Origin of the sequence: Mesorhizobium sp. LjNodule214 (assembly GCF_964252735.1) — a bacterium.
Lineage (GTDB): Bacteria > Pseudomonadota > Alphaproteobacteria > Rhizobiales > Rhizobiaceae > Mesorhizobium.
The window spans coordinates 40,444-64,628 of the sequence record NZ_CAXUPE020000003.1 but is presented as its reverse complement, the minus strand read 5'-3'; the positions used below and the strand labels follow the sequence as shown (position 1 = coordinate 64,628).

The 24,185-nt window shown below is 64.4% G+C and carries 27 protein-coding genes; 15 read left to right on the top strand and 12 right to left on the bottom strand.

Going from position 1 to position 24,185, the window contains the following annotated elements:
• Positions 1 to 6: 6 nt before the first annotated feature.
• From ACSQ3Z_RS25380 to ACSQ3Z_RS25370, 3 genes are all read right to left on the bottom strand, one after another.
• The gene (locus tag ACSQ3Z_RS25380) at positions 7 to 750 is read right to left on the bottom strand and encodes a 2OG-Fe(II) oxygenase (RefSeq protein WP_436174057.1); all 744 of its coding nucleotides are present in this window, start codon (positions 748 to 750) and stop codon (positions 7 to 9) included.
• Positions 751 to 894: 144 nt separating this feature from the next.
• Positions 895 to 1,419 (bottom strand): hypothetical protein, encoded by a 525-nt coding sequence (locus ACSQ3Z_RS25375; protein WP_436174056.1) that lies wholly within the window; start codon positions 1,417 to 1,419, stop codon positions 895 to 897.
• 46 nt (positions 1,420 to 1,465) lie between these two features.
• Positions 1,466 to 1,897: an OsmC family protein gene (locus ACSQ3Z_RS25370; protein ID WP_436174055.1), complete on the bottom strand. Its 432-nt coding sequence runs from the start codon at positions 1,895 to 1,897 to the stop codon at positions 1,466 to 1,468.
• Between the two features lie 171 nt (positions 1,898 to 2,068).
• Between ACSQ3Z_RS25370 and ACSQ3Z_RS25365 the strand changes: the two genes are divergently transcribed.
• On the top strand, positions 2,069 to 2,737 hold the full coding sequence (locus ACSQ3Z_RS25365) for a phytochelatin synthase family protein (protein ID WP_436174054.1): 669 nt from the start codon (positions 2,069 to 2,071) through the stop codon (positions 2,735 to 2,737).
• A 501-nt stretch (positions 2,738 to 3,238) separates the two neighbouring features.
• On the opposite strand, the gene ACSQ3Z_RS25360 is transcribed toward ACSQ3Z_RS25365, so the two are convergent.
• Together ACSQ3Z_RS25360 and ACSQ3Z_RS25355 are read right to left on the bottom strand one after the other, a co-directional pair.
• Entirely contained in the window at positions 3,239 to 4,732 is a 1,494-nt protein-coding gene (locus ACSQ3Z_RS25360; protein WP_436174053.1) for an AMP-binding protein, read from the bottom strand.
• Between the two features lie 34 nt (positions 4,733 to 4,766).
• A complete protein-coding gene (locus ACSQ3Z_RS25355) occupies positions 4,767 to 5,582 on the bottom strand; it encodes a p-hydroxycinnamoyl CoA hydratase/lyase (RefSeq protein ID WP_436174052.1) in 816 nt (271 codons plus the stop codon).
• Positions 5,583 to 5,771: 189 nt separating this feature from the next.
• Between ACSQ3Z_RS25355 and ACSQ3Z_RS25350 the strand changes: the two genes are divergently transcribed.
• The 8 genes from ACSQ3Z_RS25350 to ACSQ3Z_RS25315 all read left to right on the top strand — a co-directional run bounded on the left by ACSQ3Z_RS25350 (position 5,772) and on the right by ACSQ3Z_RS25315 (position 12,149).
• A complete protein-coding gene (locus tag ACSQ3Z_RS25350) occupies positions 5,772 to 6,236 on the top strand; it encodes a MarR family winged helix-turn-helix transcriptional regulator (protein ID WP_436174051.1) in 465 nt (154 codons plus the stop codon).
• A gap of 218 nt (positions 6,237 to 6,454) precedes the next feature.
• Positions 6,455 to 7,180: a 3-keto-5-aminohexanoate cleavage protein gene (locus ACSQ3Z_RS25345; RefSeq protein WP_436174050.1), complete on the top strand. Its 726-nt coding sequence runs from the start codon at positions 6,455 to 6,457 to the stop codon at positions 7,178 to 7,180.
• Positions 7,181 to 7,379: 199 nt separating this feature from the next.
• Positions 7,380 to 7,889 (top strand): Lrp/AsnC family transcriptional regulator, encoded by a 510-nt coding sequence (locus ACSQ3Z_RS25340; RefSeq protein ID WP_192181441.1) that lies wholly within the window; start codon positions 7,380 to 7,382, stop codon positions 7,887 to 7,889.
• Complete coding sequence (locus ACSQ3Z_RS25335) at positions 7,886 to 9,049, top strand: saccharopine dehydrogenase family protein (RefSeq protein WP_436174049.1); 1,164 nt, start codon at positions 7,886 to 7,888, stop codon at positions 9,047 to 9,049. Before ACSQ3Z_RS25340 ends, ACSQ3Z_RS25335 begins: the two co-directional genes overlap by 4 nt.
• A 104-nt stretch (positions 9,050 to 9,153) precedes the next feature.
• On the top strand, positions 9,154 to 9,942 hold the full coding sequence (locus ACSQ3Z_RS25330; RefSeq protein WP_436174048.1) for an ABC transporter substrate-binding protein: 789 nt from the start codon (positions 9,154 to 9,156) through the stop codon (positions 9,940 to 9,942).
• Between the two features lie 100 nt (positions 9,943 to 10,042).
• The gene (locus ACSQ3Z_RS25325; RefSeq protein ID WP_436174047.1) at positions 10,043 to 10,720 is read left to right on the top strand and encodes an amino acid ABC transporter permease; all 678 of its coding nucleotides are present in this window, start codon (positions 10,043 to 10,045) and stop codon (positions 10,718 to 10,720) included.
• Complete coding sequence (locus ACSQ3Z_RS25320) at positions 10,717 to 11,391, top strand: amino acid ABC transporter permease (RefSeq protein ID WP_436174046.1); 675 nt, start codon at positions 10,717 to 10,719, stop codon at positions 11,389 to 11,391. Before ACSQ3Z_RS25325 ends, ACSQ3Z_RS25320 begins: the two co-directional genes overlap by 4 nt.
• A 29-nt stretch (positions 11,392 to 11,420) precedes the next feature.
• On the top strand, positions 11,421 to 12,149 hold the full coding sequence (locus ACSQ3Z_RS25315) for an amino acid ABC transporter ATP-binding protein (protein WP_436174045.1): 729 nt from the start codon (positions 11,421 to 11,423) through the stop codon (positions 12,147 to 12,149).
• 128 nt (positions 12,150 to 12,277) lie between these two features.
• On the opposite strand, the gene ACSQ3Z_RS25310 is transcribed toward ACSQ3Z_RS25315, so the two are convergent.
• Positions 12,278 to 12,916, bottom strand: a complete 639-nt coding sequence (locus ACSQ3Z_RS25310; protein WP_436174044.1) for a TetR/AcrR family transcriptional regulator — start codon at positions 12,914 to 12,916, stop codon at positions 12,278 to 12,280.
• 170 nt (positions 12,917 to 13,086) lie between these two features.
• Between ACSQ3Z_RS25310 and ACSQ3Z_RS25305 the strand changes: the two genes are divergently transcribed.
• Positions 13,087 to 13,809: a hypothetical protein gene (locus ACSQ3Z_RS25305; protein ID WP_436174043.1), complete on the top strand. Its 723-nt coding sequence runs from the start codon at positions 13,087 to 13,089 to the stop codon at positions 13,807 to 13,809.
• A 144-nt stretch (positions 13,810 to 13,953) separates the two neighbouring features.
• Here ACSQ3Z_RS25305 and ACSQ3Z_RS25300 read toward each other — a convergent pair whose 3' ends face one another.
• The 4 genes from ACSQ3Z_RS25300 to ACSQ3Z_RS25285 form a co-directional block, all read right to left on the bottom strand.
• Positions 13,954 to 14,355 carry a GFA family protein gene (locus ACSQ3Z_RS25300; protein WP_436174042.1) on the bottom strand — a complete coding sequence of 134 codons (402 nt, stop codon included), beginning with the start codon at positions 14,353 to 14,355 and terminating at the stop codon, positions 13,954 to 13,956.
• 189 nt (positions 14,356 to 14,544) lie between these two features.
• Positions 14,545 to 15,537 (bottom strand): adenosine deaminase, encoded by a 993-nt coding sequence (gene add, locus ACSQ3Z_RS25295; protein ID WP_436174041.1) that lies wholly within the window; start codon positions 15,535 to 15,537, stop codon positions 14,545 to 14,547.
• A 185-nt stretch (positions 15,538 to 15,722) separates the two neighbouring features.
• On the bottom strand, positions 15,723 to 16,781 hold the full coding sequence (locus tag ACSQ3Z_RS25290) for a Gfo/Idh/MocA family protein (protein WP_436174040.1): 1,059 nt from the start codon (positions 16,779 to 16,781) through the stop codon (positions 15,723 to 15,725).
• 64 nt (positions 16,782 to 16,845) lie between these two features.
• Positions 16,846 to 17,631, bottom strand: a complete 786-nt coding sequence (locus ACSQ3Z_RS25285; RefSeq protein WP_436174039.1) for a ThuA domain-containing protein — start codon at positions 17,629 to 17,631, stop codon at positions 16,846 to 16,848.
• A gap of 154 nt (positions 17,632 to 17,785) precedes the next feature.
• Here ACSQ3Z_RS25285 and ACSQ3Z_RS25280 point away from each other — a divergent pair, with 154 nt between their 5' ends.
• Entirely contained in the window at positions 17,786 to 18,541 is a 756-nt protein-coding gene (locus ACSQ3Z_RS25280; RefSeq protein ID WP_436174038.1) for a DUF4239 domain-containing protein, read from the top strand.
• Positions 18,542 to 18,548: 7 nt separating this feature from the next.
• Here the strand turns inward: ACSQ3Z_RS25280 and ACSQ3Z_RS25275 are convergent, their stop codons facing one another.
• Positions 18,549 to 20,165, bottom strand: coding sequence for a tlde1 domain-containing protein (locus ACSQ3Z_RS25275; protein WP_436174037.1), 1,617 nt, complete (start codon positions 20,163 to 20,165; stop codon positions 18,549 to 18,551).
• Between the two features lie 455 nt (positions 20,166 to 20,620).
• On the opposite strand from ACSQ3Z_RS25275, the gene ACSQ3Z_RS25270 reads away from it, so the two are divergent.
• The 4 genes from ACSQ3Z_RS25270 to ACSQ3Z_RS25255 all read left to right on the top strand — a co-directional run bounded on the left by ACSQ3Z_RS25270 (position 20,621) and on the right by ACSQ3Z_RS25255 (position 23,233).
• On the top strand, positions 20,621 to 22,141 hold the full coding sequence (locus ACSQ3Z_RS25270) for a multicopper oxidase family protein (RefSeq protein ID WP_436174036.1): 1,521 nt from the start codon (positions 20,621 to 20,623) through the stop codon (positions 22,139 to 22,141).
• A 26-nt stretch (positions 22,142 to 22,167) separates the two neighbouring features.
• Positions 22,168 to 22,689 carry a cytochrome c gene (locus ACSQ3Z_RS25265; RefSeq protein WP_436174035.1) on the top strand — a complete coding sequence of 174 codons (522 nt, stop codon included), beginning with the start codon at positions 22,168 to 22,170 and terminating at the stop codon, positions 22,687 to 22,689.
• Positions 22,690 to 22,784: 95 nt separating this feature from the next.
• Entirely contained in the window at positions 22,785 to 22,931 is a 147-nt protein-coding gene (locus ACSQ3Z_RS25260) for a hypothetical protein (RefSeq protein ID WP_436174034.1), read from the top strand.
• A gap of 74 nt (positions 22,932 to 23,005) precedes the next feature.
• A complete protein-coding gene (locus ACSQ3Z_RS25255) occupies positions 23,006 to 23,233 on the top strand; it encodes a dihydrofolate reductase family protein (RefSeq protein WP_436175132.1) in 228 nt (75 codons plus the stop codon).
• A 13-nt stretch (positions 23,234 to 23,246) separates the two neighbouring features.
• On the opposite strand, the gene ACSQ3Z_RS25250 is transcribed toward ACSQ3Z_RS25255, so the two are convergent.
• The gene (locus ACSQ3Z_RS25250) at positions 23,247 to 24,143 is read right to left on the bottom strand and encodes a dihydrodipicolinate synthase family protein (protein ID WP_436174033.1); all 897 of its coding nucleotides are present in this window, start codon (positions 24,141 to 24,143) and stop codon (positions 23,247 to 23,249) included.
• Positions 24,144 to 24,185 lie beyond the last annotated feature (42 nt).

Here is a 24,185-nt window from a genome sequence, read left to right as displayed (position 1 = left end):
CGTCGTTCACTTGGCATCGTGGAAGATGATCCCCACCGTGTGCCGCATTCCCGAGCGCAGGCGGCTGACGCCGTGCCTGAGATTGACGCGATAATGGCCCTTGGTGCCTTGCACCGGGCGGTTGTGGACGGTGAAGATCACCGTGTCGCCCTGGGTGAGCGGCACGACCTCGGCGCGGCTCTGCATGCGCGGGCGCTGCTCGGTAAGCACGAACTCGCCGCCGGTGAAATCCCTGCCCGGCTCCGACAGCAGGATCGCCACCTGCAGCGGAAAGGCGAGATCGCCATAGAGGTCCTGGTGCAGGCAGTTGAAGTCGCCGGGGACGTATTGCAGCAAAAGCGGCGTCGGCCGCGTCTGGCCGTTGTCGTGGCATTGCTTCAGGAAGGCTGAGTGGTCCGCGGGATAGCGCTGCGCCAGCCCCAAGCGCTCGTTCCAATCGTTGGCGACCTCGGCCAGGCGCGGATAGAGCGCGGTGCGCAAGGCGCCGATCAGGTCAGGCAAAGGGTAACGGAAATAGCGGTACTCGCCCTTGCCGAAACCGTGGCGTGCCATGTGCACATGACTGCGGAAGTGCTCTTCCTGCGGATAGAGCGCCGCGATCTCGGCGCATTCCTCGGGCGAGAGCAGCTTTTCCATGACGGCGCAGCCATGGTTGTTCAGCTCGCTGGCCAGTTCGTGCCAATCCTGATCGCGGACGCGCGCCTCCGCCGAACGTGTCGTGCGTTTCGCGCTTATCGAATGGATGGTCATGGGTTTCGCTCACGATCGTCTACCTGCCGTGAAGATGGGGCGGACGGCGGGGGCTAGCCACCCGTTTCCTGCGGAAGTGCCGGTGGTGACGCTGCCAATCTGCCCCGCAAGGGGAGATCGGCTCTCCTCCGCCTTCGCCAACCTTCACCGCTTGCGATACCCCTCCAGCTCCGGATCGAGATCGACCCGCACTGCGCTGGTGAACACGCAGGTCGCCACCATGATGCCGGCGAAGGCGACGAGATTGACCAGCGTCGGCTCATGGTAGCGTGCCTTCAGCCCGGCCCAGATAGCATCGGAAACCGCGTTGGCGTCGGTGGCGATCGCCGTGCCGAAGTCGATCAGCAGTGCTTCGTCGGTCGTGGGTTCGATGCCCTCTGGATCGAGCCCAGAATCGATCAGCGCGCGGCGGAAGAAGGTGACGGGGATCTCGGCCCGGCAGCTTTCAGAAATCGCCAGCGACAGCAGCCAGATCGCGCGATCGCCGAGCGCGGGTCGGAGCAGATCGCGCAAGGTGAACCATTCGGCATAGATGCGGTGGGCTGCCGGCGAGTGCAGTTGGATGCGCTTCATGTTGGTCATGCGGCCGCGCTGGCGAAGCTCCTCGTCATGCGCGGCGCGGATTTCTTCAGATGCCGTGGCGTAGTCGATCGGCGGGATCATGGCCATGGGATGGTCCTTGGGTTGGTGGCGGCCCTTTGAGGAACCGAGGCCCTCAGAAGCTCCCGCCAAGCGCAGTATGCAGTTCCGGCGGCGTGCGCAGCGTGTTGCTCACCGTGCAGATCGTCTCGGCGTCCTCGACAATCCGCTGCTTCGTCGCTTCATCGAGGTCGCCCGAAATGTCGAGCGTGATCGAAATCCGGCCGATGCGGGAAGGGTCGCCCTCCGCCTTTTCGCCTGACACATCCGCGCGCACCTCGCCAAGGCTGGCGGCGACGCCGAGCCGCGTGGCGGCGATGCGGGCGCTCAGCACCATGCAGGCAGCCAAAGAGGCGTAGAGCAGGTCGAGCGGATTGAAGCCCGGCGCGCTGACCGCGGTGACGACATCGACCATGCCGCCGGTCGGCGTGGTGACTTCCGGCAGGCCGCCCGGCGGCAGGACGGCCAGTGCGCCGGTGACGCGGGTCCTCACCTTGAGTTCACTCATTTCGGATCCTTTCGCTGGCTGTCCGGGAACGGGGGGCCGCCGCCGTGGCGTGCGCCCTGCGCTGTTGCCGCTATATGGTACGCCCAAGGCCGACGCTGCAAATATCGACGGATGTCTCCGATTTCGCTACGCTGTGACATCTTCTGCATAGCCCTGTTTCGAGGTTCGGCAATGAAGCGCAGTCTCGCCTTTGGTTTGATTGCAATTGCCGGCCTTGGCCTGCTCGGCGGCAGCGCTCTGTTGCTTGTTGGTCAGACCGCGGTTTCGCCGGACGCAATCCAGTCGTCGGTTATCCGTACCCCTGCGCTGATCGACAGCGCCTGGAAGTTGCCGGTGGCGGCCACGTTCAACGCCGGCCTTGACTGGCAATCGAACGGCTCGCGGTGCGGTCCGGCCAGCGTCGCAAACACATTCCGCTCCATCGGCGAGGAGGAGACAACCGAGGCCGAAGTCCTCGAGGGCACGGGAAAGTGCTGGACAGGCTTTTGCATCATCGGGCTCACGCTGGACGAGGTTGCCGAAGTCGCCCGAACGAAGACCAGCCGGAAAGTCTCCGTGCTGCGGGACCTGAGCGCCGACGAATTCCGCGAGCACATGAAACGCGCCAACGACCCCGGCCGCCGCTACATCATCAACTTCACCCGCCAGAAAATCTTCGGCGCCGGCAGCGGTCATTTTTCCCCGATCGGTGGCTATCTGGAGGCCGAGGACATGGTTTTCGTCCTCGATGTCAACGAGCGCTACAAGCCCTGGCTGGTCGAGCGTGAACGCCTGTTCTCGGCCATGGACACTATCGACAGCGATGGCGACAAGAAGCGCGGCTTGCTGCTGATCGAGTGACAACGAGCGCGACGCCTGGGTGTATCCAGGGCATAAAAAATTGCCCGATTTCAAGCCGAACAAGCGCGAAGGCAGCTTCCATATGTGGGCTCATTCACACGGCCGCAGGCCGCCGACTGCTATATTGGCCTCTTCGCACAATGGAGGCTCAGATGAGGTTCGTCGCAGTGCAGGAGCCGCCTGACACCTGGGCGGTGTTTGACACGACCGTCGACGAGCCCACCGACTACTCTGGTCGCGTCCTTTTTGGTTTGACGTTGAGTGAGGCGCAATGGTTCGCCGCTATAGCAAATGATGAAGTTTCATGGCGGGAAAGCAACCCATCGGGTGCGCACCAGCGCCTGGTCGGCTGCTCATCTGCCAGTTTGCTTGCCGGCGCTGGTTCAGGCTCTTACGGCCTTTGGCTAGACAGGCAGCGCGCCTGGCCGCTTCCCGCCTCCTGCTTGTGGGACAGGGAAGACGTCTCCCCGCAGCCACCGATTTGCAACTAGGGGATCGCAGTCAGCGCTTCCACCCGCGCAGAATGTGCTTCTGGATCTTGCCGGAAGCGGTGCGCGGCAGCGTATCGGTGAGCAGAAACTCCTTCGGCACCTTGTAGCGGGCGATGCGGGCCGCGCAGTGGTCGGCCAGCGCGGCCGGGTCGAGAACGCAGCCAGGCTTTGCCACGACGAAAGCCCGCCCGACCTCGCCCCAGCGTTCGTCAGCGATGCCGATGACGGCCGCCTCGGCGATGTCGGGATGGTCGAGCAGCACGATCTCTACCTCGGCCGGATAGACGTTCTCGCCGCCCGAGATGAACATGTCCTTGCGGCGGTCGACCAGGGTGACGAAGCCGTCTTCGTCGCGGCGCGCGATGTCGCCGGTGCGCAGCCAACCGTCTGCGGTGAAGGCCTGCGCCGTCTCCTGCGGCCGGTTCCAGTAGCCCGGCGTGATGCTGGGGCCGCTGAGCCAGATCTCGCCCGCCTCGCCCACGGCGACGTCGCGCCCGCCATCGTCGACGACACGCAGCGAGACTGACGGCCCCGGCAGGCCGGACGATCCGGCCTTGCTCGCGATCTGGTCCGCCTCCAGGGGCATGCAGAGCACGGTGCCGGCCTCGGTCATGCCGTAGCCGTCGGCCATGCGGATGCCCTGTGCCAGCCACCAGCCGATCTCGGCGGCGGGGTTCGGGGCGCCGCCGGTGAAGATCGCGGTCAGCGACGTCCAGTTCGCCGGCTCGAAATCCGCGCCATCGCGCAGCATCTTTGCCATTTGCGGCACGCAGAAATAGTGGGTGACGCCGAGGGCGGGATCGGCCAGGCGCCGGTTGGTGAGGCCGGGATCAAAGCCAGGCGCAATCAGCACCGTGCCGCCCTGCAGCAGCGCCGGACGCAGGCAGGTGATGAGGCCGATGACATGGAACATCGGCGCGTCGCAGAGGAAGACGCTGGCATGGCCGACGCGACCGAGCACGCCGAAATTGACCGCGGTGGCGAAGGCATTGATCTCGGTCAGGATGACGCCCTTGGGACGGCCCGACGTGCCCGACGTGTAGAGGATGATCGACGGGCGGGCGGCGGCCGGCAAGGCGCGGCGTGGCGCCGGCGCCTGCTGCTCCACTTTGGCCTGGAAATGCTCGGCATCGAGTACAGCACAGCCGGGCGGCAGCGCGATGTCGAGTTCGATATCATGGAGCAGAAGGGCAGGATCGCAGTCGGCCAGGATCGCCTGCCGCTCGGGCGCAGCGAGACGCCAGTTGACCGGCACGAAGATGGCGCCAATGCGCATGGCGGCTTGCTGCAGGATGAGGAGATCGGCGCTGTTGCGGGCAAACGTGACGATCCGGTGGCCCGGCTCGATGCCGTAACCATCGAGAACGGCAATGGCGCGTTGAATAGTCTCGTCGAGCGCCGCATAGGTCCAGCGCCGACCGGAGGCCAGGTCGACGCAGGCGAGGCGCTCGGGCTGAGTTCTTGCATGCAAGGCTACGGGGTCAGATGTCGTCCAGGCCGGCATTCGCAACTCCTCCCAGATTGCGTCGTCTATCGGCTCACCTTGCCTTGTCGTAGGCGCCAAGGCCGGGCTTGTAGCTCTTTTCATCGATGAACTGGCGGATGCCTTCCTTGCGGCCCTGATTGTCGAAGGAATTGGCCGCCTCCTGCGCGCGCACCAGATAGTCCTCGGCATTGTCGTAAGTCATCTCGGCAACGCGGCGGATGGCGTCCTTGGTCGCCTTCAAGGCCACGGGGTTCTTCTTCAGCAAGGTGCCGGCGACCTCGGTGACGCGCGCCTTCAGGCCTTCCAGCGGCAGGCTTTCATTGACCAGCTTCCAGGCTGCCGCCTTCCGGCCGTCGATGAGCTCGCCGGTCAGCGCATGATACATTGCGTCGCGCATCGAGAGCAGATCGACCACCACCTTGGTGGCGCCGCCGCCGGGCAGGATGCCCCAGTTGATCTCGGACAGCGCGAACTGCGCCTCGTCGGCGGCGAAGGCGAGGTCGCAGGCGAACAGCGGGCCGTAGCCGCCGCCAAAACACCAGCCATTGACCATGGCAATGGTCGGCACGCGGTACCAGCGCAGGCGCCGCCACCAACCGTAGGCCTCCGCCTGCGCCTTGCGCACGGCGCCAAGGCCCCTGGCTTCGGTCTCGCGAAAATATTCCTTGAGGTCCATTCCCGCCGACCAGGCATTGCCTTCGCCCGAAAGCACGAGCACGCCGACATCGTCGCGGAATTCGAGTTGGTCGAGAACCTCCATCATGCGCCGGTTGAGTGCCGGGTTCATGCAATTGCGTTTTTCGGGGCGGTTGAAGCGCACCCAGGCGATGCCGTTCTCGATGTCGAAGGCAACGGTCTCTTCGCTCATGGCAACTCTCCTCCTGTTGCTTTCCGGGAGGCAGGCGCTGCATGCCGCTTCTCCCCTGCGCTGCGTTCTGTCGGTCAGTTGACCTCAATCCGTCGGCAGAAATCGCTATGTAACATAGCAACTATATTCGCTATGTCGCATAGTCTTTTTCGCTTGACAAGGTCCTCAACGGCGATGATCGATGAAAGCATGGCAGAGACAAAACTTCGGGCTGGCGATCCCGACTTGGCCGAGACCGCGCTCGATGCGCAGATCGGCTACAATCTGAGGCGCGCCTCGGCCTTGGCGCTCAACGATTTCGCGGTCGAGATAGCGGAGGCCGCGCTGCGCCCGGTGACCTACGGCATGCTGGCGGTGATCGACGAAAGGCCCGGCATCAGCGCCGCCGAACTCTGCCGCCGGCTCGGCATGAAGAGCGCCAACATGGCGCCGCTGCTGGCCGAACTCGAAGAACGCGGCCTAGTCGAGCGCGACGACCACGCCGAAGACAAACGCGTGCGCGTGCTGGCCCTGACCAAGGCTGCGAAAAAAGCCATGCCGGCGTGGCGGCTCAAGGTGCTTCGTCATGAGGACCGGTTTCTGCACAAGCTGACAGCCAAGGAACGGGCGACGCTGCTACGACTCCTGCGCCTGATCTGGACGGACGAGGACTGAGCCTGCGTCAGCGATCGGCCAATATCTTCATCTATGGCCAAGGATGCTTCCTCGCCCATAGCCCCTCCTGGCGCCAGGAAAGCCGTGATGGAACAACGGTATAGCGGCGTGTCCTGCGCGACTTGGCGCCTCCCCTGTCAGGAATGATCAGCCGCCCGATTCCGGTTTTCGCCGGCCTCGGCTAGACTGGCCGCAACCGCAACCGGGTTGCTTTTCCGATGATCGTCCAGACCTGCATCAATGGCGCGCGTGGCGCCGATTTTCATCCGCAGCTGCCGCTCGACGCGGACGCCATGGCGCGTGATGGCGCGGCCTCTGTCGCGGCCGGTGCGGCTGAGTTGCATGTGCACGCGCGCGGGCTGGACGGACGGGAAAGCCTGGCGCCGGCAGCGATGGACGCGACGGTTCTGGCGCTGCGCAACGCCTGCCCGGGAACGCTGATCGGCATCTCCACCGGCGCCTGGATCGAAAATGATGACCTCCGAACGCTCGTGGCCATCGCCGGCTGGCGCGAATTGCCGGACTATGCCTCGGTCAATCTCAGCGAGACGGCCGCGCCGCTGGTGATGGAGAGCCTGCGCCAGCGCGGCATCGGCATCGAGGCCGGGCTGGCGTCGATCGCCGACGCCGAACGCCTCGTCAGCCTCGACCATGGCGGACGGGTGCTGCGCATCCTGATCGAGATTTCCGAGCAGACGCTGGACGAGGCGTTTGCGGTCGCCGATGGCATCGAGGCGGTGCTGGAGCGCGCCGGCATTCGCCGCGCCATCCTGCTGCATGGCGAAAACGCCACCGTGTGGCCCTTCGTCGAGCGGGCCGCGGCGCGCAACTGGTCGACGCGTGTCGGGCTGGAAGACGGCAAGGAACTGCCGGACGGAACGGTGGCCTCCGGCAATGCCGCGCTGACGGCTGCGGCAGTGGCGATCTTTCGCGGCGACCGATAGTCACTGATCCATCCAGGTATGCCCCTGGCGCCGAAGCGATGTTTCGCGCGGCGATGCGGCCTGGTCGGACGTCGGGTGGATCCGGCCTTGTTGACAACCGCCAGAACCGCTCTTGCTGTTTTAAAACATTATCCCTATGATATTTTCACCTTAGAAAGAAAACTTCCCATCATTCTTCTCTTTTATGAAAGTCTGAACATTGCGAGAACACCTCGACCAGACCGACCGCCGACTGGTCAAATTGCTGTCGCAGGATGCCCAGCCCGGCATCAATCGGCTCGCTGAAACGATGGCGGTCTCGGTGCCGACGGTGCGCACGCGGCTGCGCAACCTGCTCGACCGCAACCTGCTCAAGATCGTCGGGCTGCTCAACCTGACCGAGCGCCCCGAATTGATCTCGGCTATTGTCGGCATCAATGCGCAGGGGCGCGGCCGCGCCCGCGAATTGGCGCAGCGCATCTCGGAACTGCCTTTCGTCAACTCGGCCTCCGTCGTCACCGGGCGCTTCGACATCATCGTCGACGTGACGGTGGCCGGCGATGTCGCCGACCTCTACCGCATCACCAGCGAGCTGATCCCCGGCGCGGGCATTCCGGGCGAAGTCGTGCGCAGCGAGACCTTCGTCGTCATGGCCTCCTGCAACAAATGGGTCAGCCTGCCGGAAGGCTGCTGGTCGGAAGAAACACCGGCGCGCAAGGAGCCGGCATGAAGATCGCGGTTCTCGGCGGCCTCGGCCTGCAAGGCCGGGCGGCCATCGCCGATCTCGTCGCCGGTGTCGGCGTCGAAGAAGTCGTCTGCGTCGACACCGCCTCTGACGGCCCTGCCCGGCTTGAGGGCCTGACCGACCTTTCGCGCGTGCGTTTCGTCGTGACCGAGGGTGCGATCGGCCCGGCACTCGTCAATGTGCTTGCCGATGTCGATGCGGTCATCGATCTGTTGCCACAGCCGCTGATGCGCGAGGCGGTGCTAGCGGCGATCGCGACGCGCACGCCGCTGGTCACCACCAATTACGGCAAGGCCATCGCCGATCTCGCACCGGCGGCGGAAAAAGCCGGCGTTTCGATCATGACCGAATGCGGGCTCGACCCCGGTATCGACCTTGTGCTTTACGCGCGCGCCGCAAGGCAGTTCGACAGCATTACATCGATCGATTCCTATTGCGGCGGCATCCCCGAGCCAAAGGCGATGGCCAAGCCGCTCTGCTACAAGGTGAGCTGGAACTTTGACATGGTTCTGGTAAGCCAGAACCGCGACAGCGTGATGATCGAGGACGGCGAGCGCGTCGCGGTGCCAGCCGGTCGGCAGCACGACAATCGCTTCATCCACGAGATCGAGGTCGCGGGCCTGGGCCGGCTGGAAGCCTTCCCCAATGGCGACGCCCTGCATTACGTCGAGATGCTGGCCGCGGCCAAGGGGCTGCAGCGCTCAGGCCGCTACACGCTGCGATGGCCGGGATGGTCGGCGTTCTGGGCGCCGCTGAAGGAGCTCGGCTTCCTCTCCGAAGACAAGGTGCCTGGTACCGGCGCCAGCCCGCGCGAATTTCTCGGCCGGCTGCTCGGCCCGCAACTGCAGTACGGCACCGACGAGAAGGATTTGTGCGTTATGCGCAATGTCTTTTCCGGCATCGAAGGCGGCCGCCGCAAGACGGTGACGTCGGAGCTGATCATCGAACGCGACCTTGCCTCTGGCCTGTTCGGCATGAGCCTCGGCGTCGGCTACCCCGCAAGCATCGTGGCGCAGATGCTGGCGCGAGGCGAAATCGCCAAGCCCGGCCTGCTCAACCCGCTGCTGCATGTGCCCGAGGGACGCTTCTTCGACGAATTGGCCAAGCGCGGCATCCGGGTGACCGAAACGGTCGACTGGGACTGAGGAGACAGATTTTCGGACGGTGGTCGCCGCCGGCAAACGGCGCTGCCGCTCAAAAAGCACCCCGAAGGGTGAAAATAACAAACGACAACAAGGAGGAATGCCACATGAAGATTGCCAGGCTTTTCATCGCCGGACTTGCGCTCGCCGGCCTCACCGCCGCTGCCAGTGCCGGAACGCTGGACGACATCACCAAGCGCGGCGAACTGCGCGTCGCGGTGCAGACGCAAGGACCGCCCTTCTCACTGGTCGGCGCCAATGGCGAACGCACCGGCAGTTCGGTCGAACTTGCCGAACTGATGGCCAAGGAAATGGGCGTCAAGATCACCTTCCTCGATTTCGACTGGGACGGGCTGATCCCGGCGCTGCTCTCGGGCAAGGCCGATCTGCTGGTCGCCGACATGACGCCGACGCTGGCGCGGGGCATGAAGGTCGCCTTCACCAAACCTTATATGTATACGGGCAGCACCGTCTTCACCAAGGCCGACAGCAAGTTCAAGACCACCGAGGACTGCAAGGCCAAGGGCACCAAGATCGCCGTGTTGTTGGGAGCCACCGGCGAGAAGGAGGCCAAGACCGCCTTCCCCGATGCCGACATCAAGAGCTACAAGGGCGGCGGCCCGCTGCTGCTCGACGCCGTCAACAACGGCCAGGCCGATTGCGGTGTCAACGACGTCTCGGCGGTCAAGGGTCAGTCGACCGCCTATCCGGCCGGCAGCTTCACCATCATGCCGGACCTCCTGTCGAAGGAGCCGCTTGCGTTCGCCACACGCTATGACGAGCCGGACCTGCTGGTCTGGATGAACCTGTTCCTCGATCAGGTCAGCGTCGACGGCCGCCTGCAGAAGAACCTCGACTACTGGGTCAATTCCGACGCCTGGAAGGAGGACCACTAAGCAGCGATAGATCCGAGCGGCTTCGCGCGCCCCGGCGGCGCGAACCGCTCGGAATTCGCTTTGTCCGCCGCTTCGTTCGTCTCGGGAACTCCGTTTAGCGATGCTCGAAAATTTCAGCTTCCGTACCATCGTCGAATATCTGCCTCTGTTCGGGCAGGGCCTCGTCACGACCGTGTGGCTGTCGGCGCTGTCCTTTGCCGGGGCGCTTGCCATCGGCATCGTGCTCGCAGCCATGAACCTGCAGCGCGGCTGGCTGTTTCGCGTTCCGGCCAAGGCCTATATCGACGCGGTGCGCGCCACGCCTTTGCTGGCGCAGCTCTATTTCCTCTATTTCGGCCTGCCTCGCCTTGGCTTCGTGCTGCCCGAGCTTGTGGTCGGCATCCTCGCGCTGTCGTTGAACAGTGGCGCCTATGTCGCCGAGATCATCCGCGCCGGCATCCTGTCGATCCCGCGCGGCCAGGTGGAAGCCGGCGTCGCCTCGGGGATGACCTATGTCCAGCGCATGCGCCTGGTCATCCTGCCGCAAGCGTTCAAGGTCACGATCCCGCCGCTGCTCGGCCAGGCGATCGTGCTGGTCAAGGATTCGGCGCTGCTGTCGCTGATCTCGGTTTCCGAACTGACGCGCGCCGGCCAGTTGCTCGCTTCCGACCGTTTCATGCCGGCGGAAGGTTTTATCACCATCGCCGCCTTCTACCTGCTGCTCTATTACGGCCTCAAGGGACTGGCGACGCTCTCCGGTCGCTGGCTCGGCTTGCAGCCGGCAAGGAGCAGCACATGATCTGGCAGCAGCTGCAAAGCCTCGTCGGAAGCTACCCCCTCGCGCTGCGCGGCCTCGGCATGACCGTGGTGCTGTCGCTGATCAGCCTGGTGCTGGGCACGCTGCTCGGCTTTGGACTCGGCATCTTGCGAACCGGCGGCAACCGGCTGATCAGTGCGGCGATCGGCGCCTGGGTCGACCTGATCCGCGGTACGCCGTTCCTGGTGCAGATCTTCCTGATCTTCTTCATCCTGCCGGAACTCGGCATCGAGCTCGACGCCTTCACCGCCGGCATCATCGCGCTGACCAATCTGGCGGCCTGCTTCATCTGTGAGATCGTCGCCGCCGGCATCCGCTCGGTGCCGACCGGCCAGGTCGAGGCGGCGTTGGCGTCGGGCCTGTCGCGCTGGCAGCGGATGCGCCAGGTGGTGCTGCCGCAGGCGATGCGCATCGTGCTGCCGCCGCTGGTCGGGCAATATGTGCTGCTGATCAAGGATTCCTCTGTTGTTTCGGCCATCGGGCTGACCGACCTGACCCGCGTCGGCTGGCTGGTGGTGCAGCGCGTGCCGAACGGCCTCTTGGTGTTCTTCCTCGTCGGCCTCGGCTATTTCATCGTCTGCTACCCGCTGATCATGCTGGCCCGCCGGCTGGAACGCCGCATGGGTGCGGCACATGGCGAGGTGCAGTTGTGACGTCGAGCCCCAGAAAAAATGGTACCGGCATGATCGAGTTTCGCGGCGTCAACAAATGGTTCGGCGCGCTCAACGTGCTTCGGGATATCACGCTCAGCGTCGAGCCGCGCGAGGTCGTCGTCGTCTGCGGCCCGAGCGGCTCGGGCAAGAGCACCTTGATCCGCTGCATCAACGGGCTGGAGACGATCGAGGACGGCGATCTCGTGGTCGACGGCCAGCGCCTCGGCGACCCCGCCACCAACATGACGCGGCTACGCACCGAGATCGGTTTCGTCTTCCAGTCGTTCAACCTCTATCCACACAAGACAGCGCTGGAGAACGTGACGCTGGCGCCGATTCATGTGCGCAAGATTCCTCGCAATGAAGCTGAGCAGGCCGGGCGCGAGCTGCTGGCCAAGGTCGGCCTTGCCGACAAGGTCGATGCCTATCCGGCGCAACTCTCCGGCGGCCAGCAGCAGCGCGTGGCGATCGCCCGCTGCCTCGGCATGCGCCCCAAGATCATGCTGTTCGACGAGCCGACATCGGCGCTCGATCCCGAGATGATCTCGGAAGTGCTCGACGTCATGGTCGCGGTGGCCGAAGAAGGCATGACCATGATGGTGGTGACACACGAGATGGGCTTTGCCCGCAAGGTGGCGCTGCGCGTGGTGTTCATGGATGCCGGCGCCATCGTCGAAAGCGGCACGCCAGATGAATTTTTCGCGCAACCGAAGACCGACCGCAGCCGCGCCTTCCTCAGCAAGATCCTGCGGCATTAGGGTCAGGACTCAAACAGCTGGCTGCTGCCGCCATGGCCGAGATGGGTGGGGAATGTTGCCGATCGGCTCTTCGATGGGAACGAGCAAGTAGCGCCCTTCCGGGCATTGCCAGCGGCGCTTGATCCCCATTAGGGCCTGTCGTTTCCAATGAGTGTCACGAAGTGCTTTAATACGTTCTGCGCAGTTCGCTCCGCAGTATGTCCAGCCACTGCCCACTGCGCAAAGTGTCCGTCAATGCACATGCGTGCGAGCCCGTAGACGAGCGCCCTCGCGGCCATCTGGGTCTCTGCTATGTCATTTGACCGGAGCATGTTTCGTCGCTGCGCTTCTGCCATCGACCCTTCCATCAGCGAACGCACCGCTTCGTTATCGTGACGCAGCGACTCCGAACTGTCCCAATCAATAAGACTCCGTGTCGAGATGATCTGGAAATGGGTGGGATTTCGAATTGCCCAGCGCAAATAGGCGATTCCAACAGCGGCAAAGCGCTCGATCGGGTCGTCCGTCGCAACGTTCTCGACTTCATTCGTAATCTCCGATCGGAATCGGCTCATCGCCTGTTCTGCGACAGCCGTCATCAATGCGGTCTTGTTGGCGAAATGACGGAAGGGTGCGCCGGGAGAAACGCCGGCCCGCTTTGCGGCTTCGCGCACACTCACATTGTCGGGGCCGCCCTCCTCGACAAGTTGAACCGCAGCATCGATCAGCACCTCCCGCAAATTGCCATGGTGGTAACTAGCGCGGCGAGGCGTCTTGGCTTTTGGCATCTCGTTCCCTTCGTTCCGTAGAGCTGCATCCCGCCTCTATACCATGCTGCCGTGAATTATGTAATCACTGTTTACAATCGCGACAAGAGGATGTAAGCAGTGATTACAGATGGGACGGAATAGGCCTGCGGTCTTCGCGGCTCCCAAATTCCCAGATGGAGGAAACGAACATGCTCGCCAGAAACGCCGAACCCCGCCGTCGGCAATTCACGTCGTTCCAGAGGTCAGCCGAAGAACCTCTGCACAAGGAGAATTTCGCGACTGTTCAGTCGAGCGCAGCTGTGCCCGGCGTCACGCTTTATCGGCTTGCCTCCGTCGCCGGGGTGGGAAGCGCGCTTATTCTTCTGGTCAACGCGGCTAAACGCAGCTCGCTCATCGCGACCACCGATCTGACGCAACTTCTCGCGCCCGTCGCCGAGATATTGGCGCTTGGTCTTGTCGTAGGCTTGTTTCTTGCGTTTGGTCGGCGCGCGGGCCCGCTCGGCACTATCGCGTTTGTCATCAACTTCGTTGCACTGGCAAGTTTGGTAGGTGTGGAAGTGGTGATCAATCTCGTATTTTCGAAACTTCCGCTGACAACCATCATCGACCTGCGAGCCGGGCCGCTCGGACTGGCTCTGGTCGTCAGTTCGGTTCTTTTTCTGCTTGGGACGCTCGCGTTTGTAATCTCTCTTGTCGTTGCAAGAGGTGTACCGCGCATTCCACTCGCTCTCTATTTCATTGGCGCGGTGCCTATCGCGCTCCGTGCGTTCGTGCCGGAGTGGGCTCTTGACCTTGGCCTGGTGACGCTTGCGGCAGCGATCGCCTGGCTGGCCGGATGGCTGTGGATACGCGCGAGCACTATCGAAGAATTCAGGGCGGAAAGCGTGACGACCTCAACCGCTCAGAATTGATGCACCTATCGCCCCACAGTTGCTGTCGCGGCGGCATCGGGTCAGGGCTTCTCGTTCAAGTTCACAGAGGTAGCGTCCGCAACGGATCGAACTCGGTCGTTCAGAGTGATTGGGTTTGACCCTAAGCGGACCCGGCCGGCGGCTTCATCCGAACGTCGCCAGAGGCTCCGTGCGGATCTCGACCCAGTCGCAGCGCCGGCTGTCGTGATAGAAGGACTGGAAGGGCGGCGGGAAGGATGGGTCGGCGAAGGCGCCGACGGGGATGGCGATCACGCCGGGCTGGACATCGATCCGGTAGTGCACCGTGGTCCCGCAATCGGGGCAGAAATTATAGGTGACGCGGCCGCCCGCTTCGCCGATGCGCGTGAACTCGGCCGAGCGTCCCTGGACCGATACGCCATCCTCGGCAAACCGGACATTGAAGCTGAAGGCGCTGCCGGTGCGCCGCTTGCAGTCCAGGCAATGGCAGACCGAGATGCGCACCGGTTCGCCCACGCAAGTGGCTGACAGCTGGCCGCAAGAACATTCCGCGCGACGCGTGACCATGGCTGGCTCCTTTCAGCTCCGCCCGTCTCTCACCCGAGAGCAACGCGAGATCGAGGAACCTTATGGGGTTCGTCGGCGTGGCGGAAGGGACGCCTAGCCTTCAGCTTCGCCTCATCAAGGAGCTTCGGCGCCTGGCGCATCCTACGCAACGAGACACGGAACGACACTTGCGCCTCTCAGGCAAGCTTGTCAGGCCTGCCAGGCATCCAAATCCGCCAGGATTCGCGCCTTCACCGCAGGATCGGCATAGCTTGCGCGTACCGATGTCGCGGCAAGCTGCCGGATGGTTTCGCTGTCCCAGGCGAAGGCCTCGGCGCAGGCGGCATAGGATGCTTCGAGCGTCGTGTCGAGCAGCGTCGGATCATCGGTGTTGATCGAGACCGGAACACCGGCCTTGCGCAGGGCGTCGATCGGATGTTCGGCAAGCGACGGATACATGCCGAGCACCACGTTGGAGATCGGACAGATGCCCAACGGAATTTGCTTCTGCGCCAGCAAGTCGACAAGCTCCGGATCCTCGATCGCCCGCACCCCGTGGTCGATGCGGTCGGCGCCAAGCAGTTCGATTGCGTCGCGGACACCTTCCGGGCCGCTCGACTCACCCGCATGAACGGTTCGCCGCAGGCCCACTGCCGCAGCACGGCGAAACGCCTCGGCAAAGCGCGGACCGGTGCGGCCGGCAGCCGCCTCGTTGCCGTCGATCGACAGCGCAACGACGCGCGGATGCCTGATCCCGCTCAGCAGTTCCACCAACTCGATCGCTTCCGCCGCCGACTGGGTGAGGAGCAGACTGACGCAAAGCCCGACCGGCGGGTGTCCGTCCTGGTCGGCGGCCGCGAAACCCGCATCGAACGCGTCGATCATCCCGGGGATGTTTTTGTGCCAGTGCGGCCAGTGCGTCGGGTTGACGATGACGTCGGCATAACGCACGCCGCTTCGGCCCATGCGCTGCGCAAACTTGTAGGCCGTGGTGGCCAGTTGCTCGCGCGTCCGGAACGTCCCGCACAACCAGTCGAGCATTTCGAGGAAGCTCTTCAGATCGTGCGCCTCGAAGAGCCTGTCGCGTGGCGCGCGCAGCGGAATGCCGGCCTCCTCGCAATTCCTGATCACATCGCCGGCCTCGAAGCAGCCCTCGACGTGGATGTGCACTTCGGCTTTCGGCAGTCCGCTGTAGTCGGTCATTGACGCCTCCCATGTTCGCAGGCGCCATCAAATCATGAAACGGCCGGTCCCCATTTCAAGAAATGATTGAAAGAATTGCGCCCGGCGCCTGGCAATGCGGCGCTGGTTGGATTCGTTGGGAAAGTGCGGGCAGCCCTCGATGACATCCAATCTCCCCCTTGCGGGGGAGATCGGCGGTTTCGGCCTCACTGCGTGTCCGCCTGGGCCCTGAGCTCCGCCCTTTTTTCGTCCGACACCACCGCAAGGTCCAGCACCTTCTGCAATTCGGCGGCGTGGTGGAAGGACGGCTCGGGCCGGACACCGCTCAGCACCGCGTCGACGAAGCGCTGGTAGTTGGTCGGCACCGTGCCGGCATCGAGCACCTGCCATTTGGCAGCCTCGATGTTGGCGCCGACGCATGCCTTGAGCTCCGAGCCTTCGAGATTGTGCACGACTTCGAGGCCGCCCTTGTCGCCATAGATGCGCAGCCTCAGTTCGTTGAAGTGGCCGGTCGCCCAGCGGCTGGCATGCACGACGCCGAAGGCGCCATTGGCGAAATCCAGCGTCATAGCGAAGCTGTCATTTGCGTCGAGCCCGTATTCGCCGATGCGGTTGCCGGGCGCCTTGTCGAAGGCCCTGAGGCGGCAGAAAACATGGTCGATGTCGAGGGCGGCACCGTAACTGGCGAAATCGAGGATGTGGATGCCGACATCGCCGAGCACGCCGTTGGAGCCGTGGTCGCGGGACAGGCGCCACAGCCATTTCGGGTCGGTGCGCCAGTCGCCCCAATGCTTCGACACCAGCCAGCTCTGCAGATAGGACGCCTCGACATGCCTGACCGTACCGATCTCGCCTGCAAGCACCATTGCGCGTGCCTTCTGCAGTGCTGCGACATTGCGATAGGTGAGGTTGACCATGTTGACGATGCCGGCGGCTTCGGCGGCGTCCGCCATCTCGTTCGCCTTGCCGAAATTCTCGGCCAGCGGCTTTTCGCACAGCACCGGCTTGCCGGCGGCGATCAGCGCCATGGTGGTCGGATGATGGATGCGGTCCGGCGTGACATTGGCGACGGCGTCGAAGGCGCCCCATTTCAGCGCTTCCTCCAGCGTGGTGAAGCGGTTGGGGATGCCGAAGCTGTCGGCGAATTCGCCGACGCGGGCCGCGTCGACATCGACGGCGGCAACGATTTCGACGCCCTTTATCTTGCCGAACTGCCGGGCATGCTCCTGCGCCATCCAGCCGGTGCCGAGTATCAGAAGTCGCATTTTTGCTCCTCCGAGCGAATTGCCTAGGGTGAAATTGAGGGATGCAAGCCGGCGGGAGAACCGCTCAGCGGAAGCCGGCCTCGCCTGCCGCGTGCAGCTTGCCGCCGCGCTCGACGATCGGCTCCAGCGCCTTGTCGACCGGCACGTTCGGCGCCTCGAGGATGGCCGGCTTCGCACCTTGCGGGTTGTGCGCCCATTTCACCGCATTGCGCAGCACCGTCTGGACGGTCGCGTCATGATAGGTCGGATAGGTCTCGTGGCCCGGCCGGAAATAGAAGATGTTGCCGGCGCCGCGCCTGTAGGTCAGCCCCGAGCGGAACACCTCGCCACCCTGGAACCAGGAGATGAACACCGTCTCCAGCGGCTCCGGCACGGCGAACTGCTCGCCATACATCTCCTCGTTCTCGAGCTCGAAATATTCGCCGACACCCTCGGCGATCGGGTGGCTCGGGCTGGTGACCCAGAGCCGCTCGCGCTCGCCGGCCTCGCGCCATTTCAGCGTGCAGGGCGTGCCCATCAGCCGCTTGAAGATCTTCGAGAAATGGCCGGAATGCAGAATGATCAGCCCCATGCCTTCGAAGACCCGGCGCGCCACGCGCTCGACCACCTCGTCGGCGACGGCGCCATGATCCTTGTGGCCCCACCAGACCAGCACGTCGGTCTCGGCCAGGCGCGCGGTCGGCAGGCCGTGCTCGGGCTGCTCCAGCGTCGCGGTCGAGGCGGAAATGCCGGTGTCCGTGTTCAGCGCCTTGGCGATGGTGGCGTGCATGCCTTCGGGATAGATCGAGGCGACCACCTCATTGGTCCGCTCATGGATATTCTCGCCCCAGACGACAGCGCGTATTGTCATGACATCCTCTTGATGGTGTGAAGCCGGAGCCGCCCCGGTCATACATAGTGCCTTCGGCTGGCATTGAAAGCGCTTTTCGCGCAACGCCGTAACCGCCAGTCCTGCCAAAATGATTCAGCGCGACATTTGCCCAATGTCGTGCACAATATCAGCCATGAGGGAGGGCCTGATTGGATTGGGGATATTCATCTGTCTGGCCGGTGCTTCGCTGACCAGCCTGATGATCTATGAGAGATTTCCGAGCCACCATCGCCAGGACGACACGAACGCCGTTGTGCGGCATGCCGCGAACCTGTTCGTGGTGATGTCCTCGCTGGTGCTCGGCCTGATGATCAACTCGGCCAAGAACACGTTCGAATCCATCGACCACAACGTCCACGTCTTCGCAACGGACTTGATCCTGCTCGACCGCTCGCTCAGGCAATACGGACCCGAGACGGACCCGGCACGCCAGTCGCTCGCCGCCTACGCGCAGCGGGTTGTCGATGCCACCTCCCCCAGCCAGCAGACTCCGGCCGTCGCCAACCGGCTGTCCGAGCTGCTGCTCAACCAGGTCGGCGACATGCTGGCGGCACTGACGCCGCCGGAGGCCAGGCATGCGGCCCTGCTGCAAAATGCGACCCAGCAGCTGCAGAAGGTAATCGAGCAACGCTGGGTGCTTGTCGAACAATCGGAAGGCGCGATCCCCGCGCCGCTGATCGCGCTGCTCGTCGCGTGGCTGACGCTGATCTTCGCGAGCTTCGGCTTCCGGGCGCCGCGCAACGCCACCGTCGTCGGCACCTTCATCGTGTCGGCAGCACTTGTCGCCTCGGCACTCTATCTGATCCTGGACATGGACCTGCCGTTTTCGGGCCCGATCCAAATTTCGCCGGCGCCGCTGCAGCGGGCACTGGCGGAAATGACGCAATGATGTCCAGCTAGCCCTGGCGGCCTTCCTGGGCGACCTGCGTCAAGGGCTTGGACATGCGCGGCACCACGACAAGGCGCTTGATCTTGCCCTTCTTGAAGGCAGCGAGGAAGCGGCCATAGTCCTTGAAGGCCACGCAGCCGCTGGATTGGGCTGGGGCGTTGCGCAGCAGATAGGTATGGGCGAGCAGGCCGTTGCGGTTATATTTGTTGCTGCCGCTGGTCGGCGTCAGCCGGATGGCCTCGACGCCGTGGAAGCGCGATTCGCGCAGCGACAGATTGTAGGTGTCGGGCGGCGTCGGGCCGGAATTCTTGCGGTTGGAGAAGCGCGGTTGGTCGACCATGGCGCCCTTCCCCGAATGCGCCTCGAGCTTGGAGCCATCGGGCATGTAGACCGTCGCCGCCGAGATGTCGTAGACGGCAACGCCATTGCCCATGCTGGGCCGGCTGGTGAACAAATTGCCGAACACGCCGCCTGCGCCGCGCTCGGGCATGTCAGGCTTGGCATAGGCCAGCATTTCGCCGTCCTGAGCCTTCGACCGCTTGGCTGGCTTGGCCGGCTTGCCCTGGCTGGCTTGCACGACCTGGTTGGCTTGCACGCCCGGCAGGACCCCGTGCTCGGCGCTGCGTGGCGACATGGCCGGCGCGCGGGGTGTCTCGGCCGCCGGCACATCCGCGGCCTTGGCCGACTGGGTCCTGGTGGGCTTTGTAGCCTGCGCCTTTGGGACTTGAGCCTTTGGCGCCTCGGTCTCTGTCTTGGAGGCACGAGCCTTGGGGGACTCGATCCTGGGAGATTGGGCCGGTTGGTCGATCTCCGCCTGCGGCCGGCCAGTCGGCAACGGAATTGCGTCCGGCATCTCGTCCTGTGGCGGCAGCGAGGCTACCTGAACCTCGGCCTGCTGCGTGTCAGGCGCTGCCAGCGCAACGGACGGCGGCGGCGACAACATATCGGCGGCCTCCGGCATGGCATTGGCCAGCGCAAGGGCCAGGCGCGACGAGCGTTCTATCTCCGCCACTTGCGGCCCGAAGCGCGCTGACACCGGGCCGTTCTGGTCAGGCAGGCGAACAACGGGCTCGGCGAAGCGGGCATCGGATGGCAGGCTCGCCAGCATAAACGGCCCGTTTTGCGCGCGGGCAAAGGCGGCAGCGAGCTTTTGCGGCGACAGTTTTGCCCTCGCCACCACGCCGTCGAAGCGGTCGCCGGGCAGAGTGGCAAGCGCGACGGCATTCGGTGTCTTCGGCGCGATGCTGTCCGGCTTTGCCGCCGGCTGCAGCCGCGCCATCTTGCCGTCATGGGCGAAGCTGGAAGCCGCGCGCAGGCAGCCGGCATCGCACTGGCCGAGCAGGGAAGCCGTCCGGCCGTTGGCGGAAAACTGCGGTGCCCAGGCGAGCGTCCGGCGCGGATCGGCAAGCGCAATGGTTCTTGGCGCAAGCAGGCTTTGCGGCAGTCCGTTGGAAGCGGCGGTGAGCGAGGTGCCGACGGAATCGAGGCCGGCCATGGTCGCCACCGACCACAGAGCGATCACCGCGCCGACGGCGGGAACCGCGACCCAGCGCAGGCCGGGCTTCTTCGAAGTCAATCCACGATCAGGATTGTCACGCCGGTCTTTCAAACGCACAAACGCCATACAACCACTCTCAATCGGCTTGCCGGCTTGCGAGCCTGGCATCCGTCTCGATTACAGTTCGCCTGGTGCCCCCTGCACCTTCCTGCGTCTGTTGCCGATTGAATCAAAAGATGGACAAAGTTGGTTAACCAATCCCTCCATCGGTCGCCGATTGCACGGCGGTCGATACGAAAAAAGAGCCCTCCACAGTCTCCGCTATGGTAAAAATGCTCTCCCTCACCTGCCTTGCTGCCCGTTTTTGCTGATCGAGTCAAGAAACCCCGGCATGAGCGGCCGCGCGGAACAGCCATTCGGATCGATCATATTAGATTTCACTAATGAAATATTGGGTGTGATGCCTTGCCGGTGCGTCCTGGCGCGCGCGGCCCGCGCTTGACCTTCCAGCCACTGGAACCCTTAGCGTGATGAAACGGTGTCAGGCGACGTCCCTTCCCATCGAGATCCAGGAGCGAAAAATGCATCGACGCGGTTTTTTGGCGGCAGGCCTGGCGACGGTTCTGGCGAGCCCGCGCGCGCTGGCGCAGATGAAGTTAGACGACATGTCGAGCATGGACTCGATGCCCGGCATGAGTGGTCACGCCGGCCATGACATGGGCGCCATGTCGCAAGGTGCGACCATGCTGCCCGAGGGCAAGGCGCTGCGCGAATTGCCGCTGTTGGCCAACGAGAGCGGACGTCCCGGGCTGTTCAAGGCGAGGCTGACGGCCGAGCCCGCTGTCACGCGTTTTGCCGAGGGACAGGACACGCCGATCCTTGCCTATAACGGCCAGAGCCCGGGCCCGCTGATCGAGGCATTCGAGGGCGACCGTGTCGAGATCACCTTCGCCAACCGCATCGGGGAGGAAGCCAGCACCATCCACTGGCACGGCATGCCGGTGCCTGCCGACCAGGACGGCAGCCCGATGGACCCGGTAGCAGCGGGCACTGACCGCATCTACGCCTTCGACCTGCCGGAAGGCAGCGCCGGCTCCTACTGGTACCACCCGCACCCGCATGGCAAGACGGCCGAGCAGGTCTATCGCGGCCTCGCCGGCGCCTTCGTGGTCAAGTCCAAGGGCGATCCCGTTCCGGCCGATTATGGCGATACGGTTCTGGTGCTGACCGACCTTCGCCTCGCCGCCGACGGCTCGATGCCCGACAACACCATGAGCGACCTGATGAACGGCCGCGTCGGCGACCATGTGCTGGTCAACGGCCAGAAGAACCCGCGGCTTTCGGTGGCGATGGGCGCCAGGCGGCGCCTGCGGCTCTACAACGCCACCAATGCACGCTTCCTCAAGATCGCCTTCGATGGCGCATCGATGACGATCATCGGAACGGATGGCGGGCTGCTGGAGAAGCCGGTGGCGGCCGCCGAGATCCTGCTCAGCCCGGCCGAGCGTATCGAACTGGTGGTCTCCTTCGACAAGCCCGGTCCCGCCACCTTGTACACGCTCGACTATGATCGCGGCTGGATGGGCCCCGGCCGCCCGGCCGATGCGGGACTGACGCTGCTCACGGTCGATGTCTCCGAGACGCCGGCGCAAGCGGTCCCGCCGCTGCCCGAGAGGCTGCGGCCGATCGCGCCGCTCCCAGCCCCTGCTCTCAGCCGGCGCCTGGTCTTGACAGAGACCATGGCGATGAACGCCACCGGCATGGAGATGGGCTTCCTGATCAACGGCAAGGCCTTCGACATGGCCCGCGTCGACATTGTCGCCAAGGCCGGTGAGACCGAGCTCTGGGAGATCGTCAACCAGGCCGACATGGACCACCCGTTCCATGTCCACGGCACGCAGTTCCAGGTGTTCGAGCGCGAGCGCGACGGCATCACCTCCAAGCCGTCCTATCTTGCCTGGAAGGACACTGTGAATGTGGCGCGCGGCGAGACGGTGCGGCTCCTGCTGCGCCAGGAGCGGCGGGGACTGCGTATGTATCACTGCCACATCCTCGAGCATGAGCAGCTCGGCATGATGGGCGTACTCGACGTGCAGGCATGAGGTCCAGCGCGGCGTCTGGAGTGGCCGTGTTGGCGCTCGCGCTTGCCTCACCGGTTGCCGGGGCGGAAAGTGCCATCGTCGCCGCGCGTCAAGCCTCGATGAAGGAGATGGCGGCGGCGGCGAAAACCGTTGCCGAGATGTTCGACGGCAAGCGCGCCTATGACGCCGCCGGCTTCCGGGCGGCGGCCGCAGCGCTCAGCGCCCGCACCGGCCCTGCCCTGCTTGCCGAATTTCCCGAGGGCACTCTGGGGGCGCCATCGGGCGCCAAGCTGGAGATCGACCAGGCGCGGCCGGAATTCGAGGCGCTCGCCCGCCATATCGGCCGACTTGCCGCAGCACTCGCCGCCAAGGCCGACAAGGCGCCGGCCGAAATCAGCGGCGAGATGCGGATGGGGGCAGGCTTGCCGATGGATGGCGGCAGCCTGCTCGGCAAGCGGCCGAATGCGACAGAAGCCGATCCGGCCAAACTGCCGGCGGAGCATCTGTTGCATCTCATCCTGCAGGATTGTTCGGGCTGCCATTCGAAATTCCGGCGGAAGGTGGAGTGACGGTGAGGGTAAGTGGGCTGGTCGGCCGACGCCGTTTGCCAAAAATTAAGCTGTTGAGCAGATGCTAATATGCTTGACCTGTCGACCACGAGCCAATGACCAAGAACCTCAACAACCCCGAGCCCAATACTCCCGCGAACGGGACAAGGTCGTCGACCGTCGGCAAGCTGGCGCCGGCGCTGTTCCCGCTGGCGGTCGTGGCGATCGGCTATCTCGTGGGCAAGCAGTTCTTCGGGTTCTGAGGGACGTACTATAGCCCCAGGATGAACGCCGTAACACCGTTCGTAGCGGCGAAGAAGCATACCGCTCCGCAGCGATCCTTCGTGCCCCCTCTCTGTCCCGCCGGATCAGCGTCGGCGGCGCCGAACTTGCCGCGCATCTGGCACGATCGAGCCTCATCGACGAGTACCGGCTCTACATGCATCCGGTCGTGCTCGGCGGCGGCAAGCCGTACTTCCACGCCGGCCTGTCGCTTAAGCTGACGCCGCTTGGCACCGAAAGCCTTTCCCAGGGCGTGACGCTGCTGCGTTACGCACCAGGCTGACCGCAGACCCCCTTCAAGCCAGCCATTCGCGGATCGCCGAGCGGGCGAGGACCTCGCGCATGTGGCCTTCGGCGTCGGCGACAGCAGGTGCCATCGGGGCGCGGGTCGGGCCGCAATCGACGCCGATGACGCGGAAGGCGGCCTTCATGCCGGGCAGCACGCCGGTTTCCATCAGCGCCTCGACGAAGTCCTGCGACACCATCTGCAGGGCACGCGCGCGGGCAAGGTCGCCAGCGCGCACCGCCTGGTCGACCGCGACGTAGAGCCGCCCGAGCAGATTGTAGGTGGTGCCGATGCCGCCCTCCGTGCCGAGCATGCCGGCGGCGGCGTAGATTTCGTCGAAGCCGTAGTAGAACAGCTTTTGCGGCTGCCGCTTGCGCAGCAGCGAATATTTGAACAGGTCGGTCGAGGTGTATTTGATGCCAATGACATTGCCGAGATCGAGCAGCCGCACCAACAGCGCCAGCGGCAGCGGCCGGCCGGTGCGCAAGGGGATCTCGTAGACGATCAGCGGCAGGCCGGTCGCGGCGGCCAGCGCCCTGTAGTAGCCAAACACCTCCTCGTCCGAGAACGGGTAGGAATGCGGTGGCAGCGCCGACAGCGCGTGGTAGCCAAGCTTCTCGGCCTGCCGCGCCAGGCGAATGGAATCGCGCAGATTGGGCATGCCGACATGGGCGATCAGCGTGGCGCCGCTTGGCTTGGCGTTCTCGGCGACCAGTTCCTGCTGGGCCAACAATTCGTCCACCGTCAGCAGGCCGGATTCACCGCTGCTGCCGCCGACATAGAGCCCGGCCAGCCCTTGGCGCAGCACATAGTCGTTGATGTTGCGCTGGCGCTGCGGGTCGAACTCGCCCGCGTCGCTGAGGCCGGTCATCAAGGCGGCATACATGCCCGCCAATTCTCTGGTCATTCTGGGATCCTCGGTGCTTTCAGGACTGTGTCGGGGAGATCG